Raw genomic sequence first — 14,351 nt, 5'->3', positions numbered from 1 at the left:
CCGTGAGCGTCGCGACCGCCAAACGGCGCAAGTGGACCTACTTCCTCGCGCCCCTCGGGGTGCTGCTCGCGGTCACCGTGGGCATCCTCGCCTACTACCACGAACGCGACACCCGGGAAGGCTTCTACGAACTCGGCGACACCAGCCAGGCCGACCGGATCGATCTCAGCGTTGTCGTGCAGCGGGTGGACGCGCCCGCCCGGGAACTGGTGCTGCAGGTGCTGGTCACCCCGCACGGGGCGGCCAGGGACCGTGGCGATGACCGGGCCTCGGCCAAGGATCTCGTGGTGGACAGCTCGTCAGTGGCGGCGGTGCCGTTGCGGTTCCGGGCGGGTGAGCGGATCTCGGCCAAGGAACTGCGGGTGCCCCTGGACGACGGGGTGGTCTCCGACTTCCCGTTCGACCGCTACCGGACCCAGCTGTACTTCGAGGTCACCACCGGCGGCGAGCACGTGGCCACCACGATGAGCTACGCCGACCACGACCCGTTCTTCCTGTCCAGGGTCACCGGTGGGGACGCCACGGACGGGGAGGCGCGGGCCGATCTGCTGGTCAAACGGTCGCGCAGCACCTTCATCCTGGCCTGGTTCCAGGTGATCGTGATGTGGGCGCTGGCGTTGTCGGTGCTGGCCGGGGCGTTGCACATCGTCCGGCGCAAGCTCGGGCTGGTGTGGCCCGCGCTGGGCTGGATGGCGGCCACCCTGTTCGCGCTGGTCGGCTTCCGCAACGCCGCCCCCGGGCTGCCGCCGATCGGGTCGATGATCGACTACTGCGCGTTCTTCTGGGCCGAGGCGGTGATCACCCTGGCGCTGGTGCTGGTGGTGGTCAAGGGCATCCGGCTGAAACAGAAGACCTAGGATCGCCCGGTGGCGTTGCATCCTGTTGTCCGGCTGGGACTGTGGCTGGCACAGCGGGTGCGGATGCCGGCGATGACCTCCCTGGAGGACTACCGGGACTGGGACGCGCGGTCCTACCGGGTGATCCACCGGCTGATGGCCCGGCCGCCGCGGCCCGCCCGGCTGCTCGCCCGGCGGATCCCGGTGCCCGGCGGCGAGATCCTGCTGCGGATCTACCTGCCGCCCGGCACCGGGCCGTTCCCGGCGCACGTGTTCGCGCACGGCGGGGCGTTCTGGATGGGCTCGATCGAGGACACCGACCCGTTGTGCCGCTGGTACTGCGCACACGCGAGGTGTGTGATCGTCTCGGTGGCCTACCGGCTCGCGCCCGAACACCCGTACCCGACCCCGGCCGAGGACGTGTACGCAGCCTTCCAGTGGACCCGGGAACACGCCGCCGAACTGGGCGCCGACCCCGAGCGGGTGTCGATTGGCGGGGTGTCGGCGGGGGCGGGACTGGCCGCCGCGGCCACGCTGATGGCGCGGGATCGCGGCACGCCGTTGCCCCTCTCCCAGGTGCTGGAGATCCCGTTCCTGGACACCACGTTGCGCACCGCGGCGGACACCGGGGTCGGACTGTCCACTGTGTACCTACGGGAAGCCGCCGACCTCTACACCGGCGGCGGCGAGCACGCCCTGGCCGACTATGCCTCCCCCGGACTGGCCGCCGACCTCGCCGGACTGCCGCCGACCCTGGTGCTCACCTGCGAGTACGACACCCTGCGCGGCAGCGGCACAGCCTACGTCGAGCGGCTGCGCGCGGCCGGGGTCGCGGTGGACTGGTTCGACCTGCCTGGGCACATCCACGGCTCCAGTTATCTGACCCGGCTGCTGCCCTCGTCCCGGCGTTATGTCGACACGGTCGTCCACTGGCTGCGTACCCGCCGGTAACGGATGGCAGGATGCCGGATGTGAGCCTGGGTGTGGATGGGGAGCGGGCCGAGGCGCCGGAGGTCTCGCCCGTACTGGCCCGTACGGTGCTGGCGTTGTGCCTGGTCGTCGCCGGAATCGCGGCGGCGCTGGCCGGGACGGCGCTGGTGCCGCTGGTCGAGGTGCCCGGCCTGCCGACGCCGTGGGCACTGGTCACCTTCGGGTTGCCGGTGGTGCGGGTGCTCCTGGATATCGCCGCGGTGGCCACCGTCGGACTGAGCCTGCTGCCCAAGCTGGTCGGCATCGACGACCCCGAACACACCGACGGCGTGCTGTCCGCGGCCCGCCGGTTCACCGTGTGGACCGCGACGGCGTGGCTGGTGTGCGCGCTGGCCTCAGTGGTGTTGCAGGCCACCGACCTCTCCCCCGGCGCCGCGCCCACCCCAGGGCTGGTCTACGACTACGTCATGCTGGTCGGGGCGGGCAAGGGCCTGCTGGTCAGCGCGGGATGCGCACTGGCCTGCGTGCTGATCGGGCGGTTCGCGGTGCGGCACGGCGAGGCGGTGCCCGCCGAGTTGCGGATCTTCGTCGCGGTGTTCGGCATCCTGCTGCTGCCGCTGACCGGGCACGCCTCCAACTGGAAGTGGCACGACGTCAGCATGGTCTCGATGGAGCTGCACGTGATGGGCGCGGCGATCTGGACCGGCGGACTCGCGGTGATCGCCACCCTGCTGCTCGGCCACGGCGAACTCCTGGCCCGCGCGCTGCCGAAGTTCTCCACACTGGCCACCGTGGCGCTGTTCCTGGTCGGCGCGACCGGGCTGTTCAACGGCCTGGTCGAACTCCAGCTCACCCCCGGCGGCGGCCTGCCCGGCGCGCTGGTCACCAGCGTCTACGGGCAGCTCATCGTGGCCAAGACGGTGTTCCTGGTGGTGCTGGCCGGACTCGGCGCGCACATCAGGTTCCGGTTGCTGCCCCGGATCGCCCGCCGGGAACGCACCGCGCTGTTCGGCTGGGCGACCCTGGAGGTCAGCGTGATGGGCCTGGCCTACGGGATCGCGGTGGTGCTCACCAGGGCCCCGGTGATCAGCTAGCCAGGGGTTGCGCGCCGGGCAGCACATGCCAGCCCCGGCGCTGATGCAGCCACACCACCGCCGACCAGCTCGCGGCGAGCAAGATCGCGGCAGGCACCGCCGAGCCGTAGTCCACCGGCGGCGCGACCAGCGCGAAGCCCTGCAACGCGACCGCGCCGTAGCCCAGGCCGATGGCCAGCACCGAACCGATCGGGGCCCGCGCCCACTCCGGCACCGGCAGCAGGAAGGCCAGGTCCACGCCGAGCGCGGCCAGCACGAAGAAGAACGGCACCGCCGAGGGCGGGAAGTCGATCCCGGCCAGCAGCGGCCACAGCACCGCGCGGAAACCCACGTACCCGGCCGCGATCAGCGTCGCGGTCCACCGGCGGCCGACCATCGCCCTGGCCATGGCCAGCACCAGCAGTGCCGCGGTGCAGGCCCACACCGGGTACACCCAGTCCGGCACCGGCAGCGAGAAGGCGACCAGGGAGTCCCGGTCCACGCTCGACTTGCCGATCTGGTCGGCGGCGAACTGCAGCAGGATCGGCTCGGCATAAGGCGAACCGCGGTCCCAGGCCGCCACCGAGAGCACCCCGTACTCCTGGTGCTGGTTGGGGAACCACACGTTCTCCAGGAAGAACAGCCACAGCAGGCCGAGCACCACCGGGCGGGCCCGGTTCTCCGGGGCGTTGACCCACCAGGCCCGGATCGCGCCGGCGATCATCACCGCGGTGCCCAGGTAGAGCAGCGCGTGCGAGACGCTCCAGGAGGTGATGTCCAGGCCGTTGACCCGGTGGTTGATCAGGTCCAGGGGCACCGCGGTGAAGAAAATGCCCGCGCCCCACTGCATCAGCCGCAGGCCGAGCCGGTCGGTGCCGTAGCCGGTGTAGCCGTGGAAGAGCACCAGGGCGACCACGATCGCGTTGCCGGTGATGTTGATCAGGTGCGGCGGGGCGAGATCGTCACGCAGCCACTTGAAGTGCCAGGACACATCCCAGGACGCGCCGAGGACCTTGAGGAACAACGCGACCAGCCACAGCCGGAACAGACCGGTCAGCAGCTCCGGCGGGGTCTCCCGGCCCGGAGCCCCTCTGGTCCAGTAGCGCTCCGCCAGATCGGCCAGTCGGCTTCTTGCCCCCGTGCTCATTCTCCGGATGATGCACCTCAACCCGCCGTTCGTGCGGAAAAAGCGGCAATTTCGACACTCGTGTCGGACTGTTCTCAGCGGATCGCAACCGATCCGTGATGAGCGTGATCGCGGTCACGGAAGGAGAAACCCCCGTGGGGGAGTCTGAGAACCGAACAACCGTCGGGCAGTGCGGAAGGCGGCCTTCGATCGGCACTTTCTGGGGGCTCCTCGAGCCAGCCGAGCGTGCCGCGATGCGTTCGGCCGGTACCCGGCGGCGGTTCTCACCCGGTGCGGTGATCTGGAGCCAGGGCGAGCCGTCCCAGCATGTCTTCGTGGTGCTGGAAGGGCGTATCCGGGTCAGCACCGGCTCGGTGGCCGGGCGGGAGGCCGTGCTGGCGATCTGCGGACCCGGCGAGATCGTCGGGGAGTTGTCCGCGGTCGACGGCCGGACCCGCTCGGCCAACGTGGCCGCGGTGGACCAGGTCGAGGTGCTGGTGGTGCCCGCCGCCCGGCTGGACCGGCTGTGCGAGGAGCACCCGAGGGTGGCCTGGGCGATGCTGCGGGTGGTGGCCGACCGGTTGCGCCAGTCCGACCGGCGGCGCAGCGAGTACGTGGACGGTTCGGTCGCGCACCGGACGGTGGCGCTGCTGCTGGACCTGGCCGAGCAGTACGGGCGCCCGGTGGCCGCGGGGGTGGAGATCGCGTTGTCGATCAGTCAGCAGCAGCTGGCCGACACCATGTCGGTGTCCAGGGAGTCCCTGGCCAGGGTGCTGCGCGAGCTGCGGGACCGGCGGCTGGTGGACACCGGCAGGCAGCGGATCACGGTGCTGGACCTGCCCGGGTTGCGGGCGCTGGGCGCCGAGTCGGCGTGAGCCGGGCGACATCCCTGGAGTTGTGTGTCAGGTGACGCAATAGACCTACGGAAACAGGTTTACACCTGTGCCCTGGAGAGTTCACCCGGGGAAGGGGTCGACGTCATGAGTCAGCAGGAACAGGTTCGTCCGGACAACTCGACCGTGACCAGCAGGCTGGTGCTCACGCTGCTGTTCACCGCGGTGCAGGTGTGGGCGCTGGTGCTGGTGATCAACCGGTTCCCGGCCGAGGGTCTCGTGCAGCTCGCGCTCGCGGTGGCCCTGGCCGGGACGGTGTTGTCGGTGCTCAACGCCTGGGAAGAGGTGCTGCTCAGTTCTCGGCGGGGTTCCCGGCAGGACCGCTGAAGACCTGAGTGCGTGCCCTGCCGTCGGCGGTGTCGCCGAAGAGCCGGGCGTCCGCGTCGTCCGCGGGCGCCGGCTCGTCCCGGCCACCGCCGGGGCTGGCCTGCTCGACCCGCAGCCGGGGCAGCGCCTCGGCGTGCTGTTCGCGCAGCCAGCGCATCAGGTCCTCGCGGACCAGGCAGCGCAGGTCCCACAGGCTGCCCGCGTCGGCGGCGCTGACCAGGGCGCGCACCCGGATGAGAGTGTTGACGGCCTGGGTCACCTGGAGCACGCACACCCGGCCGTCCCACAGCTCACTGGCTTCCAGGGCCCGGCGCAGTTCGGCGCGCAGCGCCTCCACCGGCACCGACCAGTCCACGTCCAATTCGACCGTGCCGAGCAGCCGGGATTCGCGGCGGGTCCAGTTCTCGAACGGCTTGGCCATGAAGTAGGAGGTGGGCAGGATGAGCCGCCGGTCGTCCCACAGGTGCACCACCACGTAGGTCAGGGTGATGTCCTCGATCCGGCCCCATTCCTTGTCCACCACCACGACGTCCTCGATCCGGATCGCGTCGCTGAAGGCGATCTGCACCCCGGCGAAGACGTTGCCCAGCAAGGACTGCGCGGCCAGCGCGGAGATCGCGCCGATGACACCGGCGGAGGCGAGCAGGCTGGTGCCGGCGGCGCGGGCGCCGGGGAAGGTCATCAGCATCGCGCCGATGGTGAGCACCGCGATCACCGCCACCGCGACCCGGCGGATCAGGGTGATCTGGGTGTGCATCCGGCGGGCCTGCCGGTTGTCCGCCTGATCGAGGCGGATCCGGGCCAGGGCGGCGTCCTCGAAGACCAGCACCAGCGCGATCACCAGCCAGGCGCCCGCGCCGATCAGCGCCAGGCCCAGGCCGTGCAGCACGGGTTCCCGCCAGCCGCCACTGGGCGCGCCCAGCAGCAGGGACAGCTGCAACGCGAACAGCACGGCCAGCAGCTGGGCAGGCCGGTAGGCGCGGCGGGCCAGGCTGGCCAGTACCCTGGCGCGCCTGCCAAGCCTGCGGATCAGCCGGTGCAGCAGGTACACCCCGAGGATCGCGGCGGCGACCGCGGCCAGTGCGCCCACGCCGAGCAGCAGGTACCAGGGCACGATGCTCCTTTCGTTGTGGGACAACGTCTCCCTGTCCGTTACCCAGACCGGCGGCATCACACACCGTGATCCGCCGCACGACCGCCTGAGCGGGCGGGAACCGGTGCCCCTTGGTACCGGGATGACGATTTCCCGGACTGCGCTGCTGTGCTGGATTCCGGCACGCACAAGGGAGTCCGACATGCGCAGAGCGAGAATCCTGTTGGTGCTACTGGCTTTGCTGGCCACGGTCAGCCCGGCGGCGCAGGCCGCACCCGCCGCGCTGGCCTGGCAACAGCCGTGGCCGGTGGGCGCGGTGGCCGGTCACCGCCCGTCGGTGGCCACCTGCGGCAGCGGCACCTACCTGCTGTGGCGGGAGCCGAGTGGGCGGCTCGGCTTCGCCACCTGGGACCAGGTGCGCCGCTGGCTGCCCAGGGCGCTGACCATCACCACTCCGGACGCGCCCACGCTGGCCTGCGACAACGGGGTGCTCACCGTGCTGTGGCGGGACACCGCGACGCCGCCGAGGATCCAGGCCATCCGCAGCACCACGCACGGCCAGACCTGGTCGGCCCCGCAACCGGTCGGCCCGCCCAGCGCCGGTGTCGGCCTGGCCGCTTCCGGCGGGCCCAGCACCGGCGGCACGCACCCGTTCTACCTGGCCTGGCGGGGTGTGGGCGCGGACACCCAGCTCTACGTGGCGGCCAGGATCGGCCCGAACTGGCTGCCCGCGCGGGCGGTGCCCGGGGTGAGCAGCGAGGCGCCGCCGGACATCGACGCGTTCAGCGACCGGGTGCTGCTGAGCTACCTCGGCGCGCAGGGCTCGGTGCGGATGAGCGCCGCGGGGCTGAACCCGATCGCCTGGGGGCCGGTCCCGAATCCGTGGACCGGGCTCAGCTCGCACACTCCGGCCGCGACGCCTGCCCAGTCCAGCGGCGGTTTCCTGGCGCCGTTCGTGGCGTGGAAGGGCAGCGGCACCGACACCCGGCTGCACTACACGGCCAGGGTCGGCACCGCGTGGCAGCCGCTGACCACGCTCACCGGCGCGGCCACCGACCTGGACCCGGCCGTCGCCCCCGCGGTCTCCGGCGGATCAGCGCTGTGGCGCGGCGTGGTCCTGGTCTGGCGGACCCCGGGCACCGGCCAGCTGATGTCCAGCTTCGGCCACTGAGCACCCACCGCCGCCGAGTTGGCCCAAGTGGTACGCCCGGTTGGGCAAACTGGGCGTACGAGTTGGGCCAACTCGGCGGCGGGCGGGGTGGGGATCAGGCCGCGCCGGCCAGGACGGCGTGGGCGGGTGGCCGGGACCATCCGCACGTGGCGTTGATCCGCCGCTACTACGCCGCCTACGCCAAGGGCGATCTGCAGGCGCTGCGCGAGTTCTTCGCGCCGGAGATCCGCTGGACCATCCCGGGCCGCCATCCCTTGGCGGGCGCCAAGGTTGGCGTCCGCGAGGTGCTGGCCTACCGGATCCAGCGCGGCAAGATCGTCGAGGCGATCAACTTCGCCGCCGACCAGCACGCCGCGGACGCCTTCTTCTGGCAGCGCTACCCCTTGGCGCCACTGCCGGACCGGCTGCTCAGAACGCGGTGACGCTCGCGGGCGCGCGCTCGGCGCGGGTGAGCGCGCGCAGCACCGCGGGCGCGCCATGGCGGCGCAGGGCGAGGCGGCTGAGCAGGTCCACCACCGCCTCGACCGCGGCGGGCGGGAAGTCCGGGGTGGGCACGCCGAGGCTGACCGCCAGGTCGTCGCTGTGCACGGTCAGCTCCATCATGCGGGTGACCAGCATGTCCTCCAGGCTCAGCGACCACGGTCCCCAGAACTGGATGCGCACGGTGCGCTCCGGGAGGTCCGGCAGCGTCTCGGTCAGGGTGGTGAGCGCCGCGTCCACCGAGTCGGCCAGCGCGGCGGGTCCGTTGGCGGCGGCCGCCTCGCCGCTGTCCCGGATGCGCACGTTGAGTTCGTGGTCCAGGTCGGCGTCCACCCACTCGACCCGGTTGTAGTGCTCCGGCAGCGAGATGGGCAGTTCGGGCGGGATGGGCCCGGCCAGGATCGTGGGCAGCGCGGTGACCTGGAAGGCCAGGTGACCGGCCAGTCCGGCCACCGAGAACTCCGGCAGCGCGCTCGGCTTGTCCCAGGACCCGGCCAGCGCCGGGTGCCGCAACAACTGAGCGGCCACGCGCGCGGTGGCGAGGAAGTCGGACCGGGTGTTCAGCAACGGGTTCCCCTCTCCCAGGCATTTCCCAGGGAACGCCCAGCGCGCTCCCACCTCCGGCTTCGAGCATGCCGCCCATGACGAGGTCTCGGCGTGCCCTGGTGTTGAACCTATCGCTGGGCGCGGTGCTGGTGGCGGCCGCGGTGGCCGCGTACTTCGCGTTGCGCCCCGCCCCCGCGGCCACCAGCTCGCCGAGTCGCACCGTGGCCGCGAGCCGGGCGACGGTGACCGCCACGGTGACCGCGGCCGGGTCGGTGCAGAGCGCGAACACGGTGGGCGCGAACTTCGGCGCCGCGGGCACGGTCAAGCAGATCCTGGTCAAGGTCGGCGCGAAGGTGACCAAGGGCCAGGCCCTGGCCAGGCTGGACACCGTGCCGTTGCAGGCCAAGGTGGACGAGGCGAACGCGAGTCTGGAGGCCGCCCAGCAGAGCCTGACCGCGGCCCAGACCACGACCAATCCCACCGGCCCCGACCCGGCCACCGTGGCCCAGCGCCGCAGCCAGCTCACCCAGGCGAAAACCGCGGTGACCGAGGCGAAGACCAACCTGACCGCGGCCACCCTCACCGCGCCCTCCGACGGCACGGTCATCTCGATCTCCGGCACGGTCGGCGCGCAGGCGGGCACTGGTAGTGGCGGCGGTACGAGCAGCGGGTCCAGCGGCACCGGGAGCAGCAGCACGGCCGCGAACACCAGTAGCGCCACCGGGTTCGTGGTGCTGTCGGACCTGAGCGACTTCCAGGTGCGGGCGACCATCGCCGAGATCGACGTGGCCAAGGTGAAGCCCGACCAGTTGGCCAACGTCACGGTGAACGCGTTGCCGGACCAGCAGTTCGCGGCCAAGGTGACCCAGGTCGACCTGACGCCGTCCAGCACCGGGAACGTGGTGCAGTACGGGGCCACCCTGGTGCTGGACGGGGCCCCGGAGGGGTTGAAGCCGGGGCAGTCGGCGAGTGTGCGGATCGTGGTGGCGCGCGCGGAGAACGCGCTGTCGGTGCCCACGTTCACCGTGCAGGGCTCCGGCGCGACCAGCCGGGTGACTGTCCTGGAAAACGGGCAGCCGGTGACCCGGACGGTGCAGGTCGGGATCAAGGGCGAGGCGCTGACCGAGATCACCGGCGGGCTCACCGAGGGCGCGCAGGTGGTGGTGCCGACCGCACAGGGCAGCACGCAACCGGGCGGCGGCACGGGCGGCTTCGGCGGCGGACGAGGCGGCGGAGTGGTACCCGGCGGTGGTGGCGCGGGTGGCGCTGGAACCGGTGGCGGCGCCGGCGCCGGGACGGGTGCCCGGTGACCACTGTGGACAGTCCGCCGGTGATCCAGATCAACCGGCTCACCAAGACCTACGGCGCGGGGGCGACCGCCGTGGCCGCGCTGCGCGGGGTCGACCTGACCGTGCGCCGCGGCGACTACCTGGCCATCATGGGCGCCTCCGGCTCCGGCAAGTCGACCATGCTGAACATCCTGGGCTGCCTGGACATCCCCACCGCCGGGCGCTATCGCCTGGACGGCATCGACATCGGCGCGTTCACCGAGGCCCAGCTGGCGCTGCTGCGCAACCGGCGGATCGGCTTCGTCTTCCAGTCCTTCCACCTGGTCCCCCGGGTCTCCGCACTGTCCAATGTGGAGCTTCCGATGATCTACGCCGGGCTCGGCCGCAAACACCGCCGCGAGCGCGCGCTGGCCGCGCTGGAACTGGTCGGGTTGCAGGACCGCGGGCACCACCTGCCCACCGAACTCTCCGGCGGCCAGCAGCAACGGGTCGCGGTGGCCAGGGCGCTGGTCAACGCGCCCGCCCTGCTGCTGGCCGACGAACCCACCGGCAACCTGGACAGCCAGAGCAGCGCCGAACTGCTCGGCGTGCTGGACCGGCTCAACGCGCTCGGCCGCACCATCGTGATCATCACCCACGAGAACGAGGTGGCCGCGCACGCGAACCGGGTGATCCGCCTGGTGGACGGGCGGATCGTGGCCGACACCGGGAGCCGACGATGAGCCTCTGGGAGATCCTGCGGGTCGCGGTGCGCGGGCTGCTGGCCAACAAACTCCGCTCGGTGCTGACCACGCTGGGCATCACCATCGGGGTGGCCGCGGTGATCCTGCTGACCGCGGTCGGCAACGGGGCCTCGGCCGCGGTGGAGCGCAGCATCGCCGGTCTGGGCACCAACCTGCTCACCGTCTCCCCCGCCCGCGGCACCGCCCGCCCACTCACCACCGAAGACGCGGAAGCCTTGGCGGACAAGCTGATCGCGCCCGATGTCGGCGCGGTGGCGCCGATCGTGACCGCGCAGGCCACCGCGACCTACCGCGGGGTGAGCCAGCAGGTCGGCCAGCTGATCGGCACCCGGCCCGGCTACTTCGAGATCACCAACTCCCCGGTCGGTTCGGGCGCGGCCTTCACCGAGGCCGATGTGACCGAGGCGCGCAAGGTGGTGGTGATCGGCCAGACCGTGGCCCAGGAGGTCTTCGGCGGCACTGATCCGCTCGGCTTGTCCTTGCAGCTCAACAACATCCCGTTCACCGTGGTCGGCGTGCTGGCACCCAAGGGCGCCACCGGGTTGCAGAACGCCGACGACACGGTGATCGCCCCGCTGAGCACCACCCAGTACGCGCTGTCCGGAGTCGGTTCGCTCAACCAGATCGTGGTCCAGGCGTCCTCGGCGGACACCCTGTCCGCGGCGCAGGCGCAGGTGACCGCGGTGCTGAACCAGCGGCACGGCATCACCGGCGAGGCGGTCTCCGACTTCCGGATCGCCAATCAGCAGCAGCTGCTCACCGCGCGCACCCAGACCACCGAGACCTTCACCGTGCTACTGGCCGCGGTGGCCGCGTTGTCCTTGCTGGTGGGCGGGATCGGCATCACCAACATCATGCTGGTCACGGTCACCGAGCGGATCAGGGAGATCGGCATCCGCAAGGCCATCGGCGCGCCCCGGCTGGCCATCTCCGGGCAGTTCGTCATCGAGGCCACCGTGCTGAGCATGGTCGGCGGCGGCCTGGGCGCGCTGATCGGCGTGCTCGCCGCCCAGTTCACCATCGCCGGGATCCAGCCGGTGGTGCAGCCCTCCGCGGTGGCCCTGGCCTTTGGCGTGTCTGTCCTCATTGGACTGTTCTTCGGCAGCTATCCGGCCGCCAGGGCCGCCCGGCTGCGCCCCATCGAAGCACTGCGCCACGAATAGGAGATTTCCCATGACCACACCCGATCCCGAACAGGTGCTGGCCACCCCGGTGGACGAGAAGGACCTGGGCGAGCAGCTCGCCGAGGCGGGCAAGGGCCCGTCGAAGCTGACCATCGGGCTGGCCGCGGCGGCGCTCACCGCGGTCGCCTTCGCCGGTGGCCTGTGGGCCGCAACGGCTTTCGGCTCCGACTTGGCCAACGCCGCCCCCGGCCAGCGCGGCGCGGGCGGCGTCCGGCCCAGCGGCGCACCTCAGGCGCCCGGCGGCGCGGCTCCCGGCGGACGCGGTGGCGCGGTCGGCACGGTGGACCGGATCGAGGGCGACACGCTGTATCTCAAGGGCGCCAACGGAACCGAGGTCAAGGTCAAGCTCGGCACGGACACCACCGTGCACCTCACCCAGCCCGGCAAGGTCAGTGATCTGGCCCCCGGCGACGCGGTCACGGTGACCGGCGAGCGGGCCGCGGACGGGTCGGTCACCGCCCGTCAGGTCACAGAGCAGCCCCCGCGCTGATCCCGCTGAACGCCTCCGCCGGGCGGGGCAGCCCGAGCTGCCTGCCCTGACCGGCGTCCACGCCGATCGCGGTCAGCCAGTCCAGTTTGGCCTTGCTGTCCACCCCGGAGGCGATCACCTTGAACCCGACCTGGTGCGCCAGTTCGGTCAGCGTGGCCACCGCGCGGGCCACCGGTGAACCGGGGTCGGGTTCCTCGCCGAGGCGGTCCACCAGCGCCCGGTCGAACCGCGCGGCGTAGACGGGCAGGTCGGGCAGCCGGACGAAATCGGTGACATCGCGGCCGAACTCGTCCAGCCCGATCACCACGCCCATGTCGGCGAGCACCCGCAGGTTCTCCGCGGCGTCGCTGTCCTCCCTGGCCGCGGTGCGCAGCGGCAGGCGCAACCGCAGCCGTTGCGGCGGCAGTCCGGCCTCGGCGAGGGCCTTGCGCACGGTGTCCACCAGGTCCGGGTCCTGGGACTGGTGCGGGGTCAGGGTGGCCAGCACGATCGGCGGCTCGCCCTCGGACGGCCGCCATTCCGCCGCGTCCCGGCAGGCCCGTTTGAGCACCCAGCGGCCCAGCGCCAGGATCAGCCCGGTGCTCTCGGCCAGCTCCACGCAGCGGTCGTGCGGCAGCGGCCCCAGCTCCGGATGCGCCCACTCCACCAGCACCTCGGTGGCCACCAGCTCACCCCCGGCAAGCCAGCGCACCGGCTCGTAACGCAGGCTGAACTCGCCGTTCTCCACCGCGCCCGGCATCGAGGCGGCCAGCTTGAACCGGGCCCGATCGCGGGCCTCCCGGGCCGGGTCGAACAGGCCCCACTGCGCCTTGCCACTGGCCTTGACCCGGTGCAGGGTCAGGTCAGCCTGGCGCAGCAGCTCGGCGGCCACCATGCCCTTGGCCGGGCGCTGCACGATGCCGATGCTGGCCGAGACCGCCACCCCGTAGCCGTCCAGGTAGGTGGGTTCGGCCAGTTCCTCGCTGATCCGGGCGGCCAGCGCGGCCACATCCGGCGGGGTCGGTGAATCCTCGATCAGGATGGCGAACTCGTCACTGCCGAAACGGGCGACCATCGCGTTGTGCCCGGCCACCGCGGCCCGCAGCCGCTGCGCGGTGGTCTTGAGCAGCTCGTCGCCGATGTGGTGGCCCAGCCCGTCGTTGATCACGGTGAAGCTGTCCAGGTCCAGGTGGCAGAGGGTGATGATCTGGCCGTCCTCGACCCGGCCGAGCACGCTCTGCAATCGGGAATGGAGGTACTGCCGGTTGGGCAGGCCGGTGAGCTGGTCGTGCAGGGTCTGGTGGCTGAACCGGCCCTGCAGCAGGTGCAGGTTGGTCAGGTCCTCGACCATGGTGACGTGCCCGTTGGGCTGGCCGTCGGCGTCGTGCAGCAGGGAGACGGCCAGGTAGGCGAACACGCTGTCCGCCTCCTTGCTGACCAGCCGGGTGCGGCAGCGGAACCGGTCCACCGGCTCGTCCACCAGGTGCCGGTAGAGCACCGCGAGATCGGCGGTCTCCTCCGGCGCGAACAGGTCGGGCACGGTCAGGAAGCCCAGTTCGCCGCCGGTGTAGCCGAGGATCTCGGTGAAGGCCTGGTTGACCTCGATGAAGTTGCCGTCCAGATCGCTGATCGCGATGCCCATCGCGGAGGCGGTGAACAGTTCGCGGAACCGGCTCTCGCTGACCCGCAGTTCCCGTTCGGCATCGCGTTTGGCGTGCAGCAGGGCCTTTTTCAGTTCTTCCTGCTGGTTGAAGGTCAACTGCCGGACCCCTTCGCTGTACCCGGCGGCGAACTCGGCGAGCAGCGCGGTGACCCGCTGCTCATCCGGCGCGCCGCGGTGCTCGCTCAGCTCGCGGCGGCAGGCCGCGCCGAGGATCTCGATGCTGCGACGTAAAGCCAGTCTGCTGGTGATGTTGCCAACGACGAGCTGGGCGCCCGCGCGGCCGGCGGGCCTGGCGTCGAACGGGTCAGCCAGGACCAGGTCGAGGAGTTCATCGACCAGGTCGTGCAGCTGCTGCTCAAGTTGTTCCCTGGACAGCGGGACATAGGCGGCCGTGGCGACCGCCGTAGCCCACTGCCGGGCCAGCTCGGTGCGACCCGTGGCGCTCAATCCCACCTCTCCTGGCAGCGTGCACCAGAGGCCCGGCTGTATCGACCATGGCAATACTCACCAGAGCCAGGCAATTACCGC

Annotated in this window: 15 protein-coding genes; 11 read left to right on the top strand and 4 right to left on the bottom strand. The window is 71.6% G+C overall.

What is annotated here, in order from left to right; genetic code table 11:
• The first annotated feature begins 2 nt into the window (after positions 1-2).
• From MZC64_RS33845 to MZC64_RS33835, 3 genes are read left to right on the top strand one after another with little or no spacing between them, the layout of a single operon-like run.
• A complete protein-coding gene (locus tag MZC64_RS33845) occupies positions 3-857 on the top strand; it encodes a DUF4436 family protein (protein WP_247763628.1) in 855 nt (284 codons plus the stop codon).
• A 9-nt stretch (positions 858-866) separates the two neighbouring features.
• Positions 867-1,787: an alpha/beta hydrolase gene (locus tag MZC64_RS33840; RefSeq protein WP_247763627.1), complete on the top strand. Its 921-nt coding sequence runs from the start codon at positions 867-869 to the stop codon at positions 1,785-1,787.
• 11 nt (positions 1,788-1,798) lie between these two features.
• Positions 1,799-2,860 (top strand): copper resistance D family protein, encoded by a 1,062-nt coding sequence (locus tag MZC64_RS33835; protein WP_247763626.1) that lies wholly within the window; start codon positions 1,799-1,801, stop codon positions 2,858-2,860.
• Here MZC64_RS33835 and MZC64_RS33830 read toward each other — a convergent pair.
• Positions 2,853-3,986: a hypothetical protein gene (locus MZC64_RS33830; protein WP_247763625.1), complete on the bottom strand. Its 1,134-nt coding sequence runs from the start codon at positions 3,984-3,986 to the stop codon at positions 2,853-2,855. The two genes, MZC64_RS33835 and MZC64_RS33830, sit on opposite strands and share 8 nt — an antisense overlap.
• Positions 3,987-4,219: 233 nt before the next feature.
• On the opposite strand from MZC64_RS33830, the gene MZC64_RS33825 reads away from it, so the two are divergent.
• Both MZC64_RS33825 and MZC64_RS33820 read left to right on the top strand, forming a co-directional pair.
• The gene (locus tag MZC64_RS33825) at positions 4,220-4,840 is read left to right on the top strand and encodes a Crp/Fnr family transcriptional regulator (RefSeq protein WP_247763624.1); all 621 of its coding nucleotides are present in this window, start codon (positions 4,220-4,222) and stop codon (positions 4,838-4,840) included.
• Between the two features lie 105 nt (positions 4,841-4,945).
• On the top strand, positions 4,946-5,185 hold the full coding sequence (locus MZC64_RS33820; protein ID WP_247763623.1) for a hypothetical protein: 240 nt from the start codon (positions 4,946-4,948) through the stop codon (positions 5,183-5,185).
• Here MZC64_RS33820 and MZC64_RS33815 read toward each other — a convergent pair.
• Positions 5,151-6,299, bottom strand: coding sequence for a mechanosensitive ion channel family protein (locus MZC64_RS33815; RefSeq protein ID WP_247763622.1), 1,149 nt, complete (start codon positions 6,297-6,299; stop codon positions 5,151-5,153). The genes MZC64_RS33820 and MZC64_RS33815 overlap by 35 nt on opposite strands.
• A gap of 181 nt (positions 6,300-6,480) precedes the next feature.
• On the opposite strand from MZC64_RS33815, the gene MZC64_RS33810 reads away from it, so the two are divergent.
• Together MZC64_RS33810 and MZC64_RS33805 are read left to right on the top strand one after the other, a co-directional pair.
• Complete coding sequence (locus MZC64_RS33810; RefSeq protein WP_247763621.1) at positions 6,481-7,449, top strand: hypothetical protein; 969 nt, start codon at positions 6,481-6,483, stop codon at positions 7,447-7,449.
• A 146-nt stretch (positions 7,450-7,595) separates the two neighbouring features.
• Entirely contained in the window at positions 7,596-7,871 is a 276-nt protein-coding gene (locus MZC64_RS33805) for a nuclear transport factor 2 family protein (RefSeq protein ID WP_247763620.1), read from the top strand.
• On the opposite strand, the gene MZC64_RS33800 is transcribed toward MZC64_RS33805, so the two are convergent.
• Complete coding sequence (locus MZC64_RS33800; RefSeq protein WP_247763619.1) at positions 7,858-8,496, bottom strand: maleylpyruvate isomerase N-terminal domain-containing protein; 639 nt, start codon at positions 8,494-8,496, stop codon at positions 7,858-7,860. The two genes, MZC64_RS33805 and MZC64_RS33800, sit on opposite strands and share 14 nt — an antisense overlap.
• A gap of 74 nt (positions 8,497-8,570) precedes the next feature.
• On the opposite strand from MZC64_RS33800, the gene MZC64_RS33795 reads away from it, so the two are divergent.
• The 4 genes from MZC64_RS33795 to MZC64_RS33780 are packed head-to-tail and all read left to right on the top strand — an operon-like array spanning position 8,571 to position 12,181.
• Entirely contained in the window at positions 8,571-9,785 is a 1,215-nt protein-coding gene (locus MZC64_RS33795) for an efflux RND transporter periplasmic adaptor subunit (RefSeq protein WP_247797771.1), read from the top strand.
• Positions 9,782-10,486, top strand: coding sequence for an ABC transporter ATP-binding protein (locus tag MZC64_RS33790; RefSeq protein ID WP_247763617.1), 705 nt, complete (start codon positions 9,782-9,784; stop codon positions 10,484-10,486). Before MZC64_RS33795 ends, MZC64_RS33790 begins: the two co-directional genes overlap by 4 nt.
• The gene (locus tag MZC64_RS33785; RefSeq protein ID WP_247763616.1) at positions 10,483-11,670 is read left to right on the top strand and encodes an ABC transporter permease; all 1,188 of its coding nucleotides are present in this window, start codon (positions 10,483-10,485) and stop codon (positions 11,668-11,670) included. Before MZC64_RS33790 ends, MZC64_RS33785 begins: the two co-directional genes overlap by 4 nt.
• 10 nt (positions 11,671-11,680) lie before the next feature.
• Entirely contained in the window at positions 11,681-12,181 is a 501-nt protein-coding gene (locus MZC64_RS33780) for a DUF5666 domain-containing protein (protein ID WP_247763615.1), read from the top strand.
• On the opposite strand, the gene MZC64_RS33775 is transcribed toward MZC64_RS33780, so the two are convergent.
• Complete coding sequence (locus MZC64_RS33775; protein ID WP_247763614.1) at positions 12,159-14,270, bottom strand: bifunctional diguanylate cyclase/phosphodiesterase; 2,112 nt, start codon at positions 14,268-14,270, stop codon at positions 12,159-12,161. The two genes, MZC64_RS33780 and MZC64_RS33775, sit on opposite strands and share 23 nt — an antisense overlap.
• Positions 14,271-14,351: the final 81 nt, after the last annotated feature.

The sequence above is a fragment of the Crossiella sp. S99.2 genome (genome assembly GCF_023094165.1).
Lineage (GTDB): Bacteria > Actinomycetota > Actinomycetes > Mycobacteriales > Pseudonocardiaceae > Crossiella.
Note: the sequence above shows the minus strand (reverse complement) of the source record. Positions and strands in the feature narration are given on the sequence as shown.